The organism is Parageobacillus thermoglucosidasius (assembly GCF_001295365.1).
GTDB classification, from domain to species: domain Bacteria; phylum Bacillota; class Bacilli; order Bacillales; family Anoxybacillaceae; genus Parageobacillus; species Parageobacillus thermoglucosidasius.
In genome coordinates, this window is sequence record NZ_CP012712.1 from 1,953,672 (window position 1) to 1,971,242 (window position 17,571).

21 protein-coding genes and 2 pseudogenes are annotated in these 17,571 nt (G+C 45.2%); 19 read left to right on the forward strand and 4 right to left on the reverse strand.

Annotation, left to right across the window (positions count from 1 at the left end; genetic code table 11):
• Window positions 1-25: 25 nt before the first annotated feature.
• On the forward strand, window positions 26-877 hold the full coding sequence (locus AOT13_RS09705) for a 3-hydroxyacyl-CoA dehydrogenase family protein (RefSeq protein ID WP_003251533.1): 852 nt from the start codon (window positions 26-28) through the stop codon (window positions 875-877).
• A gap of 18 nt (window positions 878-895) precedes the next feature.
• Entirely contained in the window at window positions 896-2,044 is a 1,149-nt protein-coding gene (locus AOT13_RS09710; RefSeq protein WP_003251530.1) for a thiolase family protein, read from the forward strand.
• Between the two features lie 31 nt (window positions 2,045-2,075).
• Here AOT13_RS09710 and AOT13_RS09715 read toward each other — a convergent pair whose 3' ends face one another.
• The gene (locus AOT13_RS09715) at window positions 2,076-2,696 is read right to left on the reverse strand and encodes a trimeric intracellular cation channel family protein (protein ID WP_003251529.1); all 621 of its coding nucleotides are present in this window, start codon (window positions 2,694-2,696) and stop codon (window positions 2,076-2,078) included.
• 175 nt (window positions 2,697-2,871) lie between these two features.
• Between AOT13_RS09715 and hflX the strand changes: the two genes are divergently transcribed.
• The 4 genes from hflX (at window position 2,872) to glnA (ending at window position 7,252) form a co-directional block, all read left to right on the forward strand.
• Window positions 2,872-4,113, forward strand: a complete 1,242-nt coding sequence (hflX, locus tag AOT13_RS09720; protein ID WP_042383362.1) for a GTPase HflX — start codon at window positions 2,872-2,874, stop codon at window positions 4,111-4,113.
• A 19-nt stretch (window positions 4,114-4,132) separates the two neighbouring features.
• Window positions 4,133-5,401 carry a methionine gamma-lyase family protein gene (locus AOT13_RS09725; protein ID WP_003251524.1) on the forward strand — a complete coding sequence of 423 codons (1,269 nt, stop codon included), beginning with the start codon at window positions 4,133-4,135 and terminating at the stop codon, window positions 5,399-5,401.
• Between the two features lie 74 nt (window positions 5,402-5,475).
• Window positions 5,476-5,880, forward strand: coding sequence for a MerR family transcriptional regulator (locus tag AOT13_RS09730; RefSeq protein ID WP_003251522.1), 405 nt, complete (start codon window positions 5,476-5,478; stop codon window positions 5,878-5,880).
• Window positions 5,881-5,917: 37 nt separating this feature from the next.
• On the forward strand, window positions 5,918-7,252 hold the full coding sequence (gene glnA, locus AOT13_RS09735) for a type I glutamate--ammonia ligase (RefSeq protein WP_003251520.1): 1,335 nt from the start codon (window positions 5,918-5,920) through the stop codon (window positions 7,250-7,252).
• A gap of 54 nt (window positions 7,253-7,306) precedes the next feature.
• On the opposite strand, the gene lexA is transcribed toward glnA, so the two are convergent.
• Window positions 7,307-7,930 (reverse strand): transcriptional repressor LexA, encoded by a 624-nt coding sequence (gene lexA, locus AOT13_RS09740; RefSeq protein WP_003251517.1) that lies wholly within the window; start codon window positions 7,928-7,930, stop codon window positions 7,307-7,309.
• A 151-nt stretch (window positions 7,931-8,081) separates the two neighbouring features.
• Between lexA and yneA the strand changes: the two genes are divergently transcribed.
• From yneA to AOT13_RS20495, 9 genes and pseudogenes are all read left to right on the forward strand, one after another.
• A complete protein-coding gene (yneA, locus tag AOT13_RS09745) occupies window positions 8,082-8,387 on the forward strand; it encodes a cell division suppressor protein YneA (protein ID WP_003251515.1) in 306 nt (101 codons plus the stop codon).
• Window positions 8,388-8,407: 20 nt separating this feature from the next.
• Window positions 8,408-9,049 (forward strand): YneB family resolvase-like protein, encoded by a 642-nt coding sequence (locus AOT13_RS09750; RefSeq protein ID WP_013401211.1) that lies wholly within the window; start codon window positions 8,408-8,410, stop codon window positions 9,047-9,049.
• Between the two features lie 165 nt (window positions 9,050-9,214).
• Window positions 9,215-9,445 (forward strand): DUF896 domain-containing protein, encoded by a 231-nt coding sequence (locus AOT13_RS09755; RefSeq protein ID WP_003251510.1) that lies wholly within the window; start codon window positions 9,215-9,217, stop codon window positions 9,443-9,445.
• Window positions 9,446-9,589: 144 nt separating this feature from the next.
• A complete protein-coding gene (gene tkt, locus AOT13_RS09760) occupies window positions 9,590-11,596 on the forward strand; it encodes a transketolase (protein ID WP_003251508.1) in 2,007 nt (668 codons plus the stop codon).
• Between the two features lie 155 nt (window positions 11,597-11,751).
• Window positions 11,752-12,189, forward strand: a complete 438-nt coding sequence (sirA, locus tag AOT13_RS09765; RefSeq protein ID WP_003251507.1) for a sporulation inhibitor of replication protein SirA — start codon at window positions 11,752-11,754, stop codon at window positions 12,187-12,189.
• 88 nt (window positions 12,190-12,277) lie between these two features.
• On the forward strand, window positions 12,278-12,490 hold the full coding sequence (locus AOT13_RS09770) for a YneF family protein (RefSeq protein WP_003251505.1): 213 nt from the start codon (window positions 12,278-12,280) through the stop codon (window positions 12,488-12,490).
• Window positions 12,491-12,605: 115 nt separating this feature from the next.
• Window positions 12,606-13,052, forward strand: a pseudogene (locus tag AOT13_RS21395) (ABC transporter transmembrane domain-containing protein); the annotation flags it as partial.
• Entirely contained in the window at window positions 13,032-13,307 is a 276-nt protein-coding gene (locus AOT13_RS21400) for an ABC transporter transmembrane domain-containing protein (protein WP_427909989.1), read from the forward strand. The pseudogene AOT13_RS21395 and the gene AOT13_RS21400, both read left to right, overlap by 21 nt.
• Window positions 13,301-13,918, forward strand: a pseudogene (locus tag AOT13_RS20495) (ABC transporter ATP-binding protein); the annotation flags it as partial. The gene AOT13_RS21400 and the pseudogene AOT13_RS20495, both read left to right, overlap by 7 nt.
• A gap of 23 nt (window positions 13,919-13,941) precedes the next feature.
• On the opposite strand, the gene AOT13_RS09780 reads toward AOT13_RS20495, so the two are convergent.
• Entirely contained in the window at window positions 13,942-14,118 is a 177-nt protein-coding gene (locus tag AOT13_RS09780) for an aspartyl-phosphate phosphatase Spo0E family protein (protein ID WP_013401190.1), read from the reverse strand.
• Window positions 14,119-14,490: 372 nt separating this feature from the next.
• Here AOT13_RS09780 and AOT13_RS09785 point away from each other — a divergent pair, with 372 nt between their 5' ends.
• The 3 genes from AOT13_RS09785 (at window position 14,491) to AOT13_RS09795 (ending at window position 16,151) form a co-directional block, all read left to right on the forward strand.
• Complete coding sequence (locus AOT13_RS09785) at window positions 14,491-15,198, forward strand: cytochrome c biogenesis CcdA family protein (RefSeq protein ID WP_003251498.1); 708 nt, start codon at window positions 14,491-14,493, stop codon at window positions 15,196-15,198.
• Between the two features lie 31 nt (window positions 15,199-15,229).
• Window positions 15,230-15,589 (forward strand): response regulator, encoded by a 360-nt coding sequence (locus AOT13_RS09790; protein WP_003251496.1) that lies wholly within the window; start codon window positions 15,230-15,232, stop codon window positions 15,587-15,589.
• A gap of 73 nt (window positions 15,590-15,662) precedes the next feature.
• Window positions 15,663-16,151 carry a CcdC family protein gene (locus AOT13_RS09795; RefSeq protein WP_370468108.1) on the forward strand — a complete coding sequence of 163 codons (489 nt, stop codon included), beginning with the start codon at window positions 15,663-15,665 and terminating at the stop codon, window positions 16,149-16,151.
• 76 nt (window positions 16,152-16,227) lie between these two features.
• On the opposite strand, the gene AOT13_RS09800 is transcribed toward AOT13_RS09795, so the two are convergent.
• A complete protein-coding gene (locus AOT13_RS09800) occupies window positions 16,228-16,662 on the reverse strand; it encodes a DUF2621 domain-containing protein (protein ID WP_003251492.1) in 435 nt (144 codons plus the stop codon).
• 259 nt (window positions 16,663-16,921) lie between these two features.
• On the opposite strand from AOT13_RS09800, the gene AOT13_RS09805 reads away from it, so the two are divergent.
• Window positions 16,922-17,566 carry a cell wall hydrolase gene (locus AOT13_RS09805; RefSeq protein WP_042383229.1) on the forward strand — a complete coding sequence of 215 codons (645 nt, stop codon included), beginning with the start codon at window positions 16,922-16,924 and terminating at the stop codon, window positions 17,564-17,566.
• Window positions 17,567-17,571 lie beyond the last annotated feature (5 nt).

Here is a 17,571-nt window from a genome sequence, read left to right on the forward strand (position 1 = left end):
GATTGATGTAAATGGGGGAGATGCGATGGCAAAGACAATCGCAGTAGTCGGCGCCGGATTAATGGGAAGCGGCATTGCCCAGTCGGTAGCGATGGCGGGAAAAAATGTCCGTTTATACGATATTTCCGAAGCGGCCTTGGAAAAAGGGATTGCTTCGGTGCAAAAAAGCCTGGCCCGGTTTGTGAAGGCAGGGAAATTATCCGAACAAGCCGCGCAGCAAACGTTACAACGCATTCGCGCCGGCACTGATTTGCAAGAAGCAGTAGAGGAGGCGGATGTCGTCATTGAAGCGGTGCCGGAAGATTTATCATTAAAGAAAGACGTATTCCAAAAGCTAGACCGCTATACGAAGCGGGAGGCTATTTTAGCAACGAATACATCTGAATTAAGCGTGACAGCCATTGCCAGTGCGACGACAAAGCCGGATAAAGTGATCGGCATGCATTGGTTTAATCCGGCCCCGGTCATGAAGCTGATTGAAATCGTGAAAGGAGAGACGACATCTGAAGAGACGGTAGCAGCTGTCCAGAAGCTGTCTCAAGAAATCGGCAAAGAAACGGTCGTTGTCAAAGATCGGCAAGGGTTTGTCACGACAAGAGCGATTGCTGCACACATGATCGAATGTATCCGCATGTATGAAGAAGGAGTCGCGTCCGCTGAGGATATTGATAAAGCGGTTCGCCTCGGATTGAACTATCCGATGGGGCCGCTGGAGCTGGCCGATATGGTCGGATTAGACACGATGCTGTTTGTTAGCGAAAATTTAACGGAAGCTTACGGAGACCGTTTCCGGGCGCCGCAAATTTTGCGCAAGCTGGTCGAAGCAGGACATTTAGGAAGAAAAACGGGAAAAGGATTTTATACGTACAATAAATAGATGCAAGGGGGAAGAAGGATGAGAGAAGTTGTCATTGTCGAAGCGGTGCGCACTCCTGTCGGCAAACGAAACGGTGTGTTCCGCAACGTCCATCCCGTTCATTTGGCGGCGATTGTGTTAGATGAAGTGGTAAAAAGAGCGGGAATCGAAAAACGGCTTGTTGAAGATATCGTGATGGGATGTGTCACACCAATTGCGGAGCAAGGTTACAATATCGGACGGCTTGCCGCGCTCGAGGCGGGGTTTCCCATCGAAGTGCCGGCTGTGCAAATCAATCGGATGTGCGGTTCAGGGCAGCAGGCGATTCATTTTGCCGCTCAAGAAATTCGCTCTGGCGATATGGACATTACGATTGCTGCCGGCGTTGAAAGCATGACGAAAGTGCCGATTTTAAGCGATGGCAACGAAAAAACGATTCCGCCGTCGCTCCAGGAAAAATATGAATTTGTCCACCAAGGCGTTTCCGCGGAATTAATCGCCAAGAAGTACGGATTGACGCGCGAGCAGCTCGATGCATATGCGTATGAAAGCCATCAGCGTGCGATTCGGGCGCAAGAACAAGGAATATTTGATCAAGAAATCGTGCCTGTGGAAGGCTTGGACAAAGAAGGAAACGCCATCATGGTAACAAAAGATGAAGGGCCGCGCCGGGATACATCGCCAGAAGCGCTCGCTTCACTAAGGCCTGTTTTTCGGGAAAACGGAAAAATTACAGCCGGCAATGCAAGCCAAATGAGTGACGGGGCGGCCGCAGTGCTATTAATGGAAAAAGAAACAGCGCGGGAACTTGGCGTAACGCCAAAAGCGAAGATCATCGCGCAAACGGTCGTCGGCTCTGATCCGACATATATGCTTGACGGCGTAATTCCTGCGACAAAAAAAGTGCTGCAAAAAGCGGGATTAACGGTGGATGATATCGATTTAATTGAAATCAACGAAGCGTTTGCTCCTGTTGTATTAGCGTGGCAAAAGGAAATTGGCGCTCCGTTTTCCAAAGTGAACGTAAACGGCGGCGCCATCGCGCTCGGCCATCCGTTAGGTGCAACCGGCGCGAAATTAATGACATCGCTCGTTAACGAGCTGAAACGGCGAAACGGCAAATACGGGTTGCTGACAATTTGCATCGGCCACGGGATGGCTACCGCAACGATCATCGAACGGCTGTAACAAAACCGGCGCTGTAAATGCGCCGGTTTTTTCAAGATTGATCCATCGATTGATTCCGCAATGAACGGTGCGGAAGTTTCCAATTATACGTGTACGATAAAATTCTTAAAAGCGTGACAACAACGAACAATAGATAAAGCTCGACGGGGGTAGAGGCGAGTTTTGTTCCGACTGCTACCCCGGCGACAATCGCCCATACGGCGTAAATCTCCGCGCGAAGCACGAGCGGTTTTCTGCCGGCAAGGATGTCACGGATAATTCCGCCGCCGCTGCCTGTGAGCACCGCGGCAACAATCACCGCGCTGAGCGGATGGTTCATTTTTACGGCATAAAGCGCCCCTTGGATGGCAAACGCCGAAAGACCGAGCGCATCAAAAAAATTTCCCCACCGTTTCCAATGTGCCAATGTTTTTTGCGGAAATAAATAAACGACAGTCATTGCCAATAACGCGATAAGAAACAACGTTCCTTGCTCCCATAATGCCGATACCGGCACGCCGATAAGCAAATTGCGAATGGCGCCGCCGCCAAACGCGGTAACGATGCCAAGAATGTAAACGCCAAGTAAATCATATTCTTCTTCCATCGCGACAATCGCGCCGCTTATGGCAAAAGCAATCGTACCAATGATGCTTAACACTTCCCATGTCATATGTGCATTCCTCTCATTCTCGTTGTACGGTAACATTGTACAGCGAATATAGACGGGAAATCAATCTTCCAGTTTATATAATAACAAACTGTATGCCCGCTATATAGCGATTTGCAGCAAGATTTGCTATGATGGAGGCAGATTGAGTCATGCAGATGGAAAGAAGGTGCTGCATTTGAACGAACGCGAAAAAGTGATTTTAGTCGGGTGCCAACTTCCCGATATCGATGAGGAACGGTTTTCTTATTCCATGGAAGAATTAGCGTCGCTAGTGCATACCGCAAATGGCGAAGTTATTATGACCGTTACGCAAAAGCGGGAAGCGGCCCATCCAGCGACATATATTGGAAAAGGAAAAGTAGAAGAGCTTGCTCGCCTTGTCGAGCAATTGGAGCCAGATGTCGTTATTTTTAATGATGAATTATCGCCGAGTCAAAACCGCAACTTGTCAAGGCAGCTATCCGTCCGTATTATTGACAGGACGCAGCTTATTTTAGATATATTCGCGCAACGCGCACGCTCCAAAGAAGGAAAGCTGCAAGTAGAGCTTGCGCAATTGCAATATTTATTGCCGCGCTTAAGCGGGCAAGGAACGGAGCTGTCTCGCCTTGGCGGCGGGATCGGAACAAGAGGACCAGGGGAAACAAAGTTAGAAACGGACCGCCGCCATATTTACCGGCGCATCGATGAAATCAAAACACAATTGAAATTGGTTGCCGAACACCGCGAGCGGTACCGGGAGCGCCGCAAAAAAAATCACGTTTTTCAAATTTCGCTTGTCGGCTATACGAACGCGGGAAAATCGACGCTGTTTAATCGTCTGACCGACGCGGATTCATTCGAGGAAAATTTATTGTTTGCCACCCTCGACCCGCTCACGCGAAAAATGACGCTTCCAAGCGGCTATACCGTGCTTTTAACGGATACGGTCGGCTTTATTCAAGATTTGCCGACAACGTTGGTGGCGGCGTTTCGTTCCACGCTCGAGGAGGTAAAAGAAGCAGACTTAATTTTGCACGTTGTCGATTCATCGAATCCGGATTATTATCATCATGAACAGACGGTTTACGAATTGCTCGATGAGCTGGGGGTTTCCTCCATTCCGATCGTTACCATCTACAACAAACGGGATATTGCCCATCGCAACTTTGTGCCGAGCACTAAAACAGATGCAATCATCATCAGCGCTTTTGACGCGCATGATTTGCGCAGATTGCGGCAATTTATTGAAGAAACGATGATGAAGCAAATGGTTCATTATCATGCATCAATTCCGAGCAATGAGGGAAGACTGCTAGCTCAGTTAAAAGCGGAAACGATTTTGCGAGAGTTGCATTATAATGAAGAAAGCGGCATGTATGAATGTAAAGGCTATATGATGCCAAAACATCCGCTATATGGACAATTGCAACAATAAAAATAGAAAGGGTCATCATATGTTTACACAGTTACGGCATGGAGAAAAAATCGCTGCACTTGTGAAAGAAATCGAAGCGCAAATCGCACCAATCCATAAAGAAATTGAGGAACGGATCGATATCAATCAATATCGGGTCTTAGACAGTTTTCGGCGTCATAAAGTAAGTGACAGCCATTTCATTCCATCAACAGGATATGGATATGATGACATCGGCCGCGATACGCTCGAGCAAATATATGCGGACGTATTCGGCGGCGAGGCGGGACTTGTCCGTCCGCAAATTATTTCAGGAACACATGCGATTTCCATCGCTTTATTCGGCATTCTTCGCCCAGGTGATGAGCTGCTTTACATCACTGGAAATCCGTATGATACGTTAGAAGAAATCGTCGGCATCCGCGGCAGCGGCGTCGGCTCATTAAAGGAATTTCATATTCATTATCAAAGTGTGCCGCTAACAGCAGAAGGTCGCGTTGACTTTGATGCCGTCAAAAACGCGATTAACGGGCGGACAAAAATGATCGGCATTCAGCGTTCGCGGGGGTATGCGACGCGTCCATCATTTACGATTGAAGAAATAAGCGAAATGATTTCGTTTGTGAAAGCGATCAAACCGGATGTTGTTGTGTTCGTTGACAATTGCTATGGCGAATTTGTCGAAGAAAAAGAGCCATGCCACGTCGGCGCAGATTTAATGGCGGGATCGCTGATCAAAAATCCTGGCGGAGGGCTTGCGAAAACGGGTGGCTATATCGTTGGAAAAAAACAATACGTGCAAGCATGCTCGTATCGCATGACCTCTCCTGGCATCGGCGGCGAAGCAGGCCCGACCTTATATAGCTTACATGAAATGTATCAAGGATTTTTCTTAGCTCCTCATATCGTTGGCCAAGCATTAAAAGGCGCGGTGTTTACAGCGGCGATGCTTGAACGGATCGGTTTAAACACGCAGCCGTCTTGGGATGCGACGCGGACGGATTTAGTTCAATCAGTGCAATTTGATGATCCGGAGCAAATGATCGCGTTTTGCCAAGCGATTCAGTTTTCCTCTCCGGTAAATGCGCATTTTACCCCATATCCAAGCTATATGCCCGGCTATGAAGACGACGTCATTATGGCGGCAGGAACGTTTATTCAAGGAGCGAGCATTGAATTAACGGCAGATGGCCCGATCCGCCCTCCATATGTCGCTTACGTGCAAGGAGGGTTAACGTATTCACACGTCAAAATCGCCATTTGTACGGCGATCGATCAATTGCTCGAAAAACAATTAATTTCTTTGTAATAAAATCTAACATAATATTGACATATATTTTAACATGGTATAAAATAAATCATCATAAGCGAGGAGGAATTGGCATGAGTAGTAATATTCGTCGTTCCATGCCATTGTTTCCGATTGGGATAGTGATGCAATTAACAGAATTGTCCGCCCGCCAAATCCGTTATTATGAGGAGCACGGCCTTGTTTCTCCTGCGCGTACAGAAGGAAATCGCCGCTTGTTTTCGCTCAACGACATCGATCGCCTTCTGGAAATTAAAGATTTGATCGATCAAGGAGTTAACTTGGCCGGCATTAAGCAAATTTTTGCGGCGCGACAAGCGGATAAGAAGGAAAAACAAGAGGAAAAGGTCGAAAAAGTCGTGAAACAAAGCTTATCCGATGAGGAATTGCGCGAAATTTTGCGAACGGAGTTAATGCAGGCGGGGCGTTTCCACCGTGCATCACTTCGCCAAGGAGATCTCGCTCGCTTCTTTCACTAATGAAAATTCAAATTGGGAGCCGGGGAGGAGTTAACAAATGGCAAAGTACACGAGAGAAGACATTATGCGCATCGTCAAAGAAGAAAACGTCAAGTATATCCGTCTGCAATTTACTGATATTCTTGGCACCATTAAAAACGTGGAAATCCCGATCAGCCAACTGGAAAAAGCGTTAAACAACAAAATTATGTTTGACGGTTCATCGATTGAAGGATTTGTCCGCATTGAAGAATCGGATATGTACTTATACCCTGATTTAGATACGTTCGTTATTTTCCCGTGGACGGCGGAAAAAGGAAAAGTGGCCCGCTTTATTTGCGATATTTATAATGCCGATGGCACTCCGTTTGAAGGATGTCCTCGCTATAACTTGAAGCGGATGCTGAAAGAGATGGAAGCGCTCGGATTTACCGCTTTCAATCTAGGCGCAGAACCGGAATTCTTCCTGTTTAAACTTGATGAAAACGGGCGCCCAACCCTTGAATTGAACGACCAAGGCGGTTATTTTGACTTGGCGCCTACCGATTTAGGAGAAAACTGCCGCCGCGACATTGTTCTTGAATTAGAAGAAATGGGATTTGAAATTGAAGCTTCGCACCATGAAGTAGCGCCTGGCCAGCATGAAATCGACTTTAAATACGCAGATGCGGTCAAAGCGTGCGATGATATCCAAACGTTTAAGCTTGTTGTCAAAACGATTGCGCGCAAACATGGCCTTCACGCAACATTTATGCCAAAACCGATCTTCGGTATTAACGGGTCTGGAATGCACTGCAATTTATCGCTATTTAGAAATAACGAAAACGCGTTTTTCGATCCAAACGCCGACTTGCAATTAAGTGAGACGGCGCGCCAATTCATCGCTGGTGTGCTGAAACATGCGCCGAACTTTACAGCGGTGACAAACCCGACGGTGAACTCATACAAACGCCTTGTGCCTGGCTATGAAGCGCCATGTTATGTTGCATGGTCCGCCCGCAATCGCAGCCCGCTGATCCGTATCCCAGCTTCGCGCGGAATGAGCACGCGCATTGAAGTGCGCAGCGTGGATCCATCGGCAAATCCGTATTTGGCAATGGCGGTATTATTAGCAGCTGGACTAGACGGAATTAAAAACAAATTAACCCCTCCGGCTCCGGTGGATCGCAATATTTATGTCATGACAAAAGAAGAACGTCTGGAAGAAGGAATTGTTGACTTGCCAGCGACATTGGCAGAAGCGCTCGAAAACTTGAAATCGGATGAAGTCATCGTTCAAGCGCTCGGGAAACACTTGTTCGAACACTTCGTTGAAGCGAAAGAAATCGAATGGGATATGTTCCGCACGGCTGTGCATCAATGGGAGCGCGACCAATATATGGAACTTTATTAAAAGGGAAAAGGCTATCTCGTTTTATGCGAGATAGCCTTTATTGTTTGCAAATATTTAATGAATGACGCGGTAGACACCGATGACTTTGCCAAGAATCGTACAATCGCGGACGATGATTGGCTCCAAATTAGAGTTTTCCGGCTGCAGGCGGATATGATCTTTCTCTTTAAAAAACCGTTTTACCGTTGCTTCGTTTTCCTCCGTCATCGCGACAACGATGTCCCCGTTATCGGCGGATTGCTGTTGGCGCACAATCACATAGTCTCCGTCTAAAATCCCCGCTTCGATCATGCTATCCCCCATCACTTCCAGCATAAACACATGATCTTCCGATGAAATGAGCCGTTTTGGCAAAGGAAAATAGTCTTCGATGTTTTCGACAGCCGTGATCGGTTGGCCAGCTGTCACTTTGCCGATGATCGGCACTGAAATGACATCGTCTGTCTCGTTTCGCGCGGAGAAATCAGCATCCAATATTTCAATGGCGCGCGGTTTTGTCGGATCGCGGCGAATATATCCTTTGCTTTCCAATCGCGCTAAATGCCCGTGTACGGTGGAGCTGGAGGCGAGCCCGACCGCTTCGCCGATTTCGCGGACAGAAGGGGGATAGCCTTTCGTTTTTACTTCTTTTTTAATAAAATCCAAAATTTGTTGTTGCCGCTTCGATAATTTCGTCATCCTATACACCTCTTACCACATCATTTGCCTACATTATAGCATGCGGAAATTGAAAAAACAAACATAAGTTCGAAAATTATGTTGACACAAACAAATGTTCTTCATTATAATGTGGATAAACCGAACAAATATTCTTAAGGGGTGGGGCGATATGAAACGCATGTTTGCGCATTACATTATTTTTTCAGCGCTTTTGTTTATGGTGATTGGGGCGTTTTTATACGCGAACAAGCCGGTTGAAAAAGATAAATATATGGAAATTACGGTTGCCTCGGGAGATACGCTTTGGAAGCTGGCAAAGGAATATAAAGAACAACACCAACTTTCGACAACGGAATTTATCGAGTGGGTCGTCGATGTCAATCATTTGTCAAGCCAGCGGATTGTCGCTGGTGAAAAAATTGTCATTCCTGTGCTAAAATCAAAGGAAAATGAATCGCTCGTCGTCAGAAAATAAAATCGTGAGGATGGTATTACATGAAGGCGGTTATTTATTGTCGTGTCAGCACAAATAAAGAAGAACAAGAAACATCGCTGGAACGCCAGCGGGAAGAGCTGGAACGCCTTGCTGAACAGCACGGTTTTGAGGTGGTCAAAATCATTATGGAGCAGGCCAGCGGCTACGAAGTGGACAGAGACGGCGTGTTTGATCTGCTTTCCACATTAAAAGAGGAGCAGATTGATGCGCTTCTCGTTCAAGATGAGACAAGGTTGGGACGCGGGCACGCAAGAATCGCGCTTCTTCACTGCATCCAAAAAGAAGGAGTGAAAATATATACGATCACCCATAACGGCGAAATGCAGCTATCAGAGGCGGATTCGATGGTATTAAACATTCTCAGCATTGTCGAAGAATATCAGCGGAAAATACATAATTTAAAAATCAAGCGCGGAATGCAGCGGGCGATTGCCCAAGGGTATCGTCCTGAGCGAAATTTAAAGAGCGTCGGAAAAAATGCGGGAAGAGAGAAAATGGACCTTCCCATTGAAGAAATCGTCCGCCTGCGCCACAATGGTTTGACGTTTGCGGAAATCGCCGCGACATTGCGCGGATTTGGTTACGATGTTTCAAAAGCGACCGTTCACCGCCGCTACCGGGAATATATCGATGCTGATTAAGGATCACGCCGTTTTTTATTATGCAGAAGGCACCGGGCAAATCATTTTGCGGCCGGAACGTTTTATCGCGAATGCTTGGCGCGCGGAAAAGCAAGATAGTTGCGCTTTCCGTTGCTGTCGTATAAGATGGGGGAGTAGCAATACAATGATAAGGTGGAGGCAGCTATGTTATCAAAACAAAAAATGGCGCGAATTAACGAACTGGCCAGAAAGGCAAAATCATCTGGTTTAACGGAGGAAGAAACGCTTGAGCAGCAGCAGCTTCGCCGCGAATATATTCAAGCGTTTCGCGAAGCGATGGTGGAGACGTTGCATTCTGTCACAGTCATTGATCCGAACGGCAATGATGTGACACCGCAAAAATTGAAAGAAAGCAAAAAGCGGCGTCAGCATTAATAATAATATTTGGCGAAAGAAAGCATTCTAAAATAGAGATGCTTTCTTTTTGTTATTTATTTTGACAAAAGAAATATTGTACATCTTCTTTTATTTTCTATATGATAGAATTGACACTATGTTGATGAAAGGATGGGTAAGGATATGGCGCATACAATCGAGGAATTAGCGATTACAACGATTCGGACATTGTCGATTGATGCCATCGAAAAAGCAAAGTCCGGTCATCCAGGAATGCCGATGGGAGCGGCACCGATGGCATATACACTTTGGACGAAATTTATGAATCACAATCCAAGCAATCCGAAATGGTTTAACCGCGACAGATTCGTGTTATCCGCAGGGCATGGATCGATGCTGTTATACAGCCTGCTTCATTTAAGCGGTTACGATGTTTCCATGGAAGATATTAAACAATTCCGTCAATGGGGCAGCAAAACGCCGGGGCATCCGGAGTATGGCCATACACCGGGGGTAGAAGCAACGACTGGTCCGCTCGGCCAAGGGATTGCGATGGCCGTTGGTATGGCAATGGCAGAGCGCCATTTAGCAGCTACATATAACCGGGAAAATTTTGAAATTATAAACCACTACACATATGCGATTTGCGGCGATGGCGATTTAATGGAAGGAGTTGCTGCCGAAGCTGCATCGCTGGCCGGGCATTTAAAACTTGGCCGCCTGATCGTTCTTTATGACTCGAACGATATTTCGCTTGATGGCGAATTACATCTTTCCTTCTCGGAAAGCGTTGAGCAACGCTTTAAAGCATATGGCTGGCAATATTTGCGCGTCGAAGACGGGAATAATATTGAGGAAATTGCCAAAGCACTTGAGGAAGCAAAAGCGGACGAAACCCGCCCGACGCTGATTGAAGTGAAAACGACCATTGGCTACGGTTCCCCGAATAAAGCCGGAACGTCTAACGTACACGGCGCTCCGCTTGGGGCGGAAGAGTTGAAACTTACGAAAGAAGCGTATAAATGGACGTTTGAAGAAGATTTTTACGTTCCGCAAGAAGTATATGATCATTTCCGCCAAGTAGTAAAAGAAGCGGGAGAGAAAAAAGAAGCGGAATGGAATGAACTATTTGCCCAGTACGAAAAAGCGTATCCGGATTTGGCGAAACAATTGAGATTGGCAATGAACGGAGAACTTCCAGAAGGATGGGAAAAAGCGCTTCCGGTATATGAAGAAGGAAAAAGCCTGGCGACGCGCGCATCTTCTGGAGAGGTGTTAAACGCGATTGCGAAAACCGTTCCGCAGCTGATTGGCGGTTCGGCTGACCTTGCAAGTTCCAATAAAACATTAATCAAAGGAGCCGGAAACTTTTTGCCAGAAAGCTATGAAGGGCGCAACATTTGGTTTGGCGTACGTGAATTCGCGATGGGCGCAGCGCTGAACGGAATGGCGCTGCATGGAGGCTTAAAAGTATTTGGCGGCACGTTCTTTGTGTTCTCCGATTATTTGCGTCCTGCCATTCGCCTCGCTGCGTTAATGGGCTTGCCAGTGACGTACGTTCTTACACATGACAGCATCGCTGTTGGCGAAGACGGCCCGACGCATGAGCCAGTCGAGCAATTGCCGTCGTTGCGCGCGATGCCGAATTTGTCGGTCATTCGCCCGGCTGATGCGAATGAAACCGCGGCGGCATGGCGTTTAGCCGTAGAATCGACCGATCAGCCGACCGCGTTAGTATTGACGCGGCAAAATATCCCGACATTGCCGAATACGGCAGAACGGGCATACGAAGGTGTGAAAAAGGGAGCTTACGTCTTATCTGAGGCGAAAAACGGCAATCCAGAAGCATTATTGCTTGCCTCCGGTTCTGAGGTAAGCCTTGCGGTGAAAGCGCAACAAGCGTTAGCGGAAGAAGGCATTCACGTTTCCGTCATCAGCATGCCGTCATGGGACCGTTTTGAAAAACAAGACGATGAGTATAAGCAGCAAGTGCTTCCAAGCACTGTGAAAAAGCGTTTGGCGATTGAAATGGCAGCTTCGCTCGGCTGGGAGCGTTATGTCGGCGATGAGGGCGACATTTTGGCAATCGATCGTTTCGGCGCTTCTGCACCAGGAGAAAAAATTATGGAAGAGTACGGCTTTACTGTCGAAAATGTAGTCAAAAGAGTGAAAGCATTGCTGAAAAAATAACGGTAAAAAGCTGTCTCCATATGAAAAAGGAGACAGCTTTTTCATATGGGCCAATCGACAAAGTTAGTGAAAAATTTTTTCCGTTAATTGACATATTTTTTTCTCGCTTTTCTCTATAATAAAAATAGTAATAAGGAGGAAATGGGGGATGGGAAATGGTACGGTATTGGATTTATTTGTTAAATGAAGAAGTGGCGGGCCATTATCGCGACCGGACGGACAAGATTGTCGAATTATTCCGGGAGCACCAATGTGCGAAAGCGCCTTTTAAGAGCATTTATCGAAAACAAGTGGAGTTTATTACGGAGCGCCTCTCATTTTCAAGATTAGAATTGGGGCTTAAAGAACATTTTTTAGGAAATGTCGGGAAAAATTTAGAGCGCAACATGTTTGTACTGCAAAACAAGGCTGGGGAGGAAGCGCTATTAATTGTGCAAAAACGCCGCCTTCTTCTCGTTGCTGACAGCCCGTCGGTCACCAAGGACATTTGCCAAGCGCTCGCGCTGATTTCTCCTTCCTTTTTGGCGGTAGATGCCCATTTTGCCGACTATGGATGGCTTACTGTTTCTCCGGACGGAAGAAAATTTGCGTAAATAAAAGATTTTTGCAAGGAAATATTGTATAATACCACATTGTTTAGTACACTGTTAAATAGACAACACGAAGGAGGAAATAGTAGGTATGGGGACAACGATTCTCGTTGGCATTCTAGCGCTTATTGCGGGAACGGCGCTAGGATTTTTCATTGCTCGCAAAACGATGATGAACTACTTAAAGAAAAACCCGCCTATTAATGAGCAAATGATTCGGATGATGATGATGCAAATGGGGATGACGCCATCCCAGAAAAAAATTAATCAAATGATGAAAATGATGAACAATCATCTTAAATAAACATCGGACAGGCACTCGGTCGGAGTGTCTTTTTATTTCGGAATAATATTTCAAAAATTTTTTATTTTTGCTATACTAATACAGTACATTTTCCGTTTGTGATGGGAGAGGTTCGATGACAGTATTTCGTGACTTATTTTGGTTTTTCCGTCAAGAGAAAAAAGCGTATATCACAGGAATTATTGCGCTTGTGATCGTGGCATTTCTCGAAACGATTCCACCGAAAATAATCGGAATAGTGATTGACCATATAAAAGAAGGAATGATAACAAAAGCCATCCTTATCCGCTGGATGGCTGTTTTGTTCGTTGTTGCTGTCGTTTCATATGTGTTGCGCTATTGGTGGCGTGTTTTAATTTTTGGTTCGGCCGCGAAACTATCGCGGCAGCTTCGCAATGAGCTGTACGCCCATTTTACGAAAATGTCGCCATCGTTTTATCAGAGAAAGCGCATTGGCGATTTGATGGCGCATGCGACAAATGATTTGCAAGCGATTCAGCAAACAGCCGGAAGCGGGATATTGACGCTTGTCGATTCATTAATGCTAGGCGGCTTCGTGCTGGCGACGGCGGCAGAGCTGCTCGGGCCATATTTAGTGAAAATATTTATCGACGATTATTTAACGCCGCGGCGTCTTGATTTTGCGCCTTTGTTTTGGCTTGCTCTGGCATATATCGGTGTTTTGTTTCTCAAAACGTTCATCTCTTATTTTCAGCTCATTCAATTTCAAAAACTGGCGCTGAAAGTCATCCAGTCGCTGCGGATGGACGTATTTACCAAAGTTCACCAGCTCGGGATGCGCTATTTTGAACGGTGATTAATTTGTTAATGCGGTTTTACGAATTTGACCGCGGCGATATTCTCATTGACGGTGTATCGATCCGTGATTACACGAAGGAGGAGCTCCGCAAAAACATCGGCCTTGTGCTGCAAGATCCGTTTTTGTTTTATGGCACCATTAGCGACAATATTCGCATGTACAATCCATCATTAACGGATGAGCAAGTGAAAAATGCCGCTCGTTTTGTACAAGCGGACTCGTTTATCGAAAAGCTTCCTAGCAAATACGAGCATAAAGTGGTCGAAAGAGGTTCCACTTTTTCGAGTGGGCAGCGGCAGTTAATTTCGTTTGCGCGAACCATTGCAGCAAACCCAAAGATTCTTGTGCTCGATGAAGCGACCTCCAACATCGACACGGAAACGGAAGAAGCGATTCAAGAGGCATTGGCGAAGATGCGGAAAGGACGAACGACGATTGCGATTGCCCACCGGCTTTCAACGATTCAAGATGCGGACCAAATCCTCGTGCTTCACCGCGGAGAAATTGTGGAGAGGGGGACGCATCAGGAGCTGCTGGCGCAAAAAGGGTTATATTATAAAATGTATTTATTGCAAAACGGGTTAATGGACGTTGAAGAATATGCGTAAAAAAGAAAAAAGCGCCTCTCGTGTTACGGGCGAGGAGCGCTTTTTTGCTTATTTTTTTGTTTGTTATACATGTTTAAAAGCGAATCGAGCTCCCGACTCACTTGGATGGCAACTGCCGAGTTCAATCCGTTTTTTGCGACTACTTCAATTAATTCTGTGCGCTTTTTTTCAATTAAAGTTAAAATTTCATTGTTGAACACAGAGGAACAAGTCCTTTCTTTTCAAAATTGATATAGGTGTATTTTATACTATTTTACCAATAAATTCAAAAAAGAAAAATAGATAAGCTTAAACTTGAACATTTTGCTTCTTATGCACAATAATAAATGTGTGCCCTATTTTTCGTTGATGAATTCTGAAAAATGTTGTTTTTTCAATGGCTGGAGTTCATGGAACGGAAATGAGATTTTATATTTTGCGGTGACATAATTTCGCTATTTGCCGCCGGCGGTTGATGTTTTGACAAAAATAGTTAGGTTGCGCTTTATAGAAAAAGTATGCTGTTCGTAGATTACTAATAGTTGTATTTTTGCTACAATAAAATAATAAAAATGATGTAGGGGTTGAATTCAATGGCTGATATTAATTTGTTTTTGGCGTTTGGTGCCGGCTTTTTATCATTTATTTCTCCGTGTTGTCTGCCTCTTTATCCGGCATTTTTGTCATATATTACCGGCGTATCAGTTAGTGAACTGAAGGCGGAGAACGCGATGATGCAGCGGCGAAGTTTGTTGCATACACTATTTTTCCTGCTCGGGTTCTCTCTTATATTCGTTTCCATCGGTTTTGGAACATCGCTTGTCGGCAGATGGTTTAGCGAATACCAAGATTTTATTCGGCAAATTGGCGCGATTTTGATTGTTGTTTTTGGACTTGTGATTGTCGGAATATGGAGGCCGGCTTTTTTAATGAAAGACCGCCGTCTTTCGTTTCAAGAGCGTCCTTCTGGCTTCTTCGGCTCCATCATTATCGGCATGGCCTTTGCGGCTGGTTGGACGCCGTGTATGGGGCCGATTTTAATGTCAGTTGTTGCGCTGGCGGCGACAAACCCGGGCTCGGGAATGTTGTATATGTTTGCTTATTCGCTAGGATTTGCTGTTCCGTTTTTTATCCTTTCGTTTTTCATCGGAAAATTGCATTGGATTCGCCGGCATAGCGAAAAAATGGTGAAAATCGGTGGATATGTGATGATAGCGATGGGAGTTGTCTTGTTTTTTGATTGGATGACAAAAATTACTGGGTACGCGACGAGGATTTTTGGAGGGTTTACTGGTTTTTAAATTAGTTTTAATTAGAGGGAGTTAAGGAGTTATGGCGAAAATTCTTATTGTTGATGATGCGAAATTTATGAGAATGACATTATCCAACATTGTTAAAAAAGCGAACCATGAAATTGTTGGCGAAGCGGAAAACGGGAAAGAGGCTGTGGAATTATATCGGGTACTAAAGCCGGATATTGTCATTATGGACATTACGATGCCAGTGATGAATGGGCTCGAAGCGTTGCGCGCGATTAAACGAGAAGACGCGAATGCGAAAATCATCATGTGCTCAGCGATGGGACAGCAGCGCATGGTGGTGGAAGCGATCGAAGCGGGAGCGGCTGATTTTATCGTGAAGCCGTTTGAAGAAAGCCGTGTGATGGAAGCGGTGAATCGTTTATTATCATAAACAATATTGGTATGCAACAATTGCTGCTTTTTTTGTTATAATACAATTATCGTAAAACTTGATGAAGAGGATGATGCGTTTGGCAATCGCAAGTTCGATCATCGCTGTATTCATGGCATTGCTTGTTTTGTTTGTGCGAATGAAGGCGTCAAAAAAGCCGACAAGCGCGAAAAAAATTATTTTGCCGCCGATATTTATGAGCACCGGGGCTTTGATGTTCCTTGACCCAGTATTTCGCGTGACAAAAGGGGAGCTGATCGAAGCGGTTGTGCTTGGGGCGTTTTTTTCCATTTTTCTCATCAAAACGTCGAAATTTGAAGTAAAAAACGGCGCTATTTATTTAAAACGTTCGAAAGCGTTTATTTTCATTTTAATCGGTCTGCTTGTCATCCGAATCGGCTTAAAATCGTACTTAGGAAGAACGATCGACTATCGCCAATTAAGCGGAATGTTTTATTTGCTTGCTTTTTCGATGATTGTGCCATGGCGCATTGCGATGTATGTGATGTATAAGAAATTGGAACGGCGTCTAAAATACCAATCGCCCATTTTGACAACGTAAAAAAAAAGCGGGAATGCACTCCCGCTTTTTTCTTAACCCTTGAGCTGGCATCGGCGAGAAAAGGAGGTGCTCCAATTTACTTGTTTTGCAGCAAATGTTCATAAGGAGTAATATTAATTTGTTTTTCCTTCAATGTCTTGATTAAAAATTTATGGTCGCGTTTTGGCGTTGCCATAATGTAACCGCGGATAATTAAATCTCTTGTAATTCGCGAAGCATTTTCTTGAAGCGCAAGCTCTCCGATTTTTCCGGCAATTTTTTGGCGGGCAACATCGCGGAACAATTCCGGAACCGGCTTTACTAATTCTTCTAAAAGCGCTTTTTCTTCCTCGCCCCATAAGTGCCGCGTCTGCTCAATATAATATTCTTGCCAGTCTAATTCTGATTTCCCGTCTTCCTTTGGCAACCGTTTTAAAAATTTGCGGAACATGAAAAAACCGCCGATTGACATAATGACAAGTAAAAACACAGTCCAAAACAATATAAACCAAAGAAACCAACCTGTCAGCATCATTCCCACCTCAACGAATTCCAATCTATCAACCATTATTGCGAAAAAAGCGCTTTTTGGCAAGATAAGCATATTTTTTATCGTATTGTTACGAAAATGTAAAGCAAATGTAAAGAAGCGCCGCGATTCCTTGTGTGCCAATGGTTCAGCAACGGCCGCCACAAGAAAATGGAAATGGTGACCAGTGATATCTATCTATAAACATGCTACTCTATTAAAGGCGAACGACAAACGAAAAAGCAACGTTGAGGTGGCGGCAATGATAAAAAAAACGTTTGCGGCACTTGCCGTAGTTTGTTGTATAGTCAGCGGAATTTCCTCTTATTCGACAGATGCGGCAACAACGTATACATACTATAAGGTAAAGAAAGGCGACACGCTTTTCAAAATTGCCAAAACATATAAAACGACCGTTTCTGCCTTGAAATCATTAAACCGGCGCAAAAGCGATGTTCTTATTGCCGGCGAAACGATCAAAGTGCCGCGGCTGGCGGTGAAATCTGCCGGACAAAAGCAAGAGTTTTCTATTAGCGCCGCAGAACGGAAACTAATGGCGCAGCTTGTCCATGCGGAAACCGGCTTCAGCGAGCCGTTTGCTGGAAAAGTGGAAGTGGCGCTCGTCATTTTAAATCGCATGAAGCATCCTGCTTTTCCAAAAACGATTAAAGGCGTCATTTATCAAAAAACAAAATCAGGCTATGCGTTTGTTCCAGTGAGAACGGGGAAACTAACGCGCATTCAGCCGACAAAACAAGATTATGCTGCGGTGGATCGAGCGTTGTCGCTGTTTCCGAACGACCGCCGCGGTTCGCTCTACTTTTATAATCCAAAAATCACAAAAGATAAATGGATGTTATCAAGGCCGGTAACGATTCGGATTGGGAATCATGTATTTACGAAATAAACGAG

What these genes read in the sequence shown, in the direction of transcription:
- AOT13_RS09725 (WP_003251524.1), top strand. Translation starts at nt 4,133, where the DNA reads ATGTTTACACAGTTACGGCATGGAGAAAAAATCGCTGCACTTGTGAAA.
- AOT13_RS09710 (WP_003251530.1), top strand. Translation starts at nt 896, where the DNA reads ATGAGAGAAGTTGTCATTGTCGAAGCGGTGCGCACTCCTGTCGGCAAA.
- sirA (WP_003251507.1), top strand. Translation starts at nt 11,752, where the DNA reads ATGGTACGGTATTGGATTTATTTGTTAAATGAAGAAGTGGCGGGCCAT.
- AOT13_RS09730 (WP_003251522.1), top strand. Translation starts at nt 5,476, where the DNA reads ATGAGTAGTAATATTCGTCGTTCCATGCCATTGTTTCCGATTGGGATA.
- AOT13_RS09795 (WP_370468108.1), top strand. Translation starts at nt 15,663, where the DNA reads ATGCGTTTGGCAATCGCAAGTTCGATCATCGCTGTATTCATGGCATTG.
- AOT13_RS09790 (WP_003251496.1), top strand. Translation starts at nt 15,230, where the DNA reads ATGGCGAAAATTCTTATTGTTGATGATGCGAAATTTATGAGAATGACA.
- yneA (WP_003251515.1), top strand. Translation starts at nt 8,082, where the DNA reads ATGAAACGCATGTTTGCGCATTACATTATTTTTTCAGCGCTTTTGTTT.
- AOT13_RS09750 (WP_013401211.1), top strand. Translation starts at nt 8,408, where the DNA reads ATGAAGGCGGTTATTTATTGTCGTGTCAGCACAAATAAAGAAGAACAA.
- AOT13_RS09715 (WP_003251529.1), bottom strand. Translation starts at nt 2,696, where the DNA reads ATGACATGGGAAGTGTTAAGCATCATTGGTACGATTGCTTTTGCCATA.
- glnA (WP_003251520.1), top strand. Translation starts at nt 5,918, where the DNA reads ATGGCAAAGTACACGAGAGAAGACATTATGCGCATCGTCAAAGAAGAA.
- AOT13_RS09705 (WP_003251533.1), top strand. Translation starts at nt 26, where the DNA reads ATGGCAAAGACAATCGCAGTAGTCGGCGCCGGATTAATGGGAAGCGGC.
- AOT13_RS09755 (WP_003251510.1), top strand. Translation starts at nt 9,215, where the DNA reads ATGTTATCAAAACAAAAAATGGCGCGAATTAACGAACTGGCCAGAAAG.
- AOT13_RS09785 (WP_003251498.1), top strand. Translation starts at nt 14,491, where the DNA reads ATGGCTGATATTAATTTGTTTTTGGCGTTTGGTGCCGGCTTTTTATCA.
- AOT13_RS21400 (WP_427909989.1), top strand. Translation starts at nt 13,032, where the DNA reads ATGCTAGGCGGCTTCGTGCTGGCGACGGCGGCAGAGCTGCTCGGGCCA.
- AOT13_RS09805 (WP_042383229.1), top strand. Translation starts at nt 16,922, where the DNA reads ATGATAAAAAAAACGTTTGCGGCACTTGCCGTAGTTTGTTGTATAGTC.
- tkt (WP_003251508.1), top strand. Translation starts at nt 9,590, where the DNA reads ATGGCGCATACAATCGAGGAATTAGCGATTACAACGATTCGGACATTG.
- AOT13_RS09800 (WP_003251492.1), bottom strand. Translation starts at nt 16,662, where the DNA reads ATGCTGACAGGTTGGTTTCTTTGGTTTATATTGTTTTGGACTGTGTTT.
- lexA (WP_003251517.1), bottom strand. Translation starts at nt 7,930, where the DNA reads ATGACGAAATTATCGAAGCGGCAACAACAAATTTTGGATTTTATTAAA.
- AOT13_RS09770 (WP_003251505.1), top strand. Translation starts at nt 12,278, where the DNA reads ATGGGGACAACGATTCTCGTTGGCATTCTAGCGCTTATTGCGGGAACG.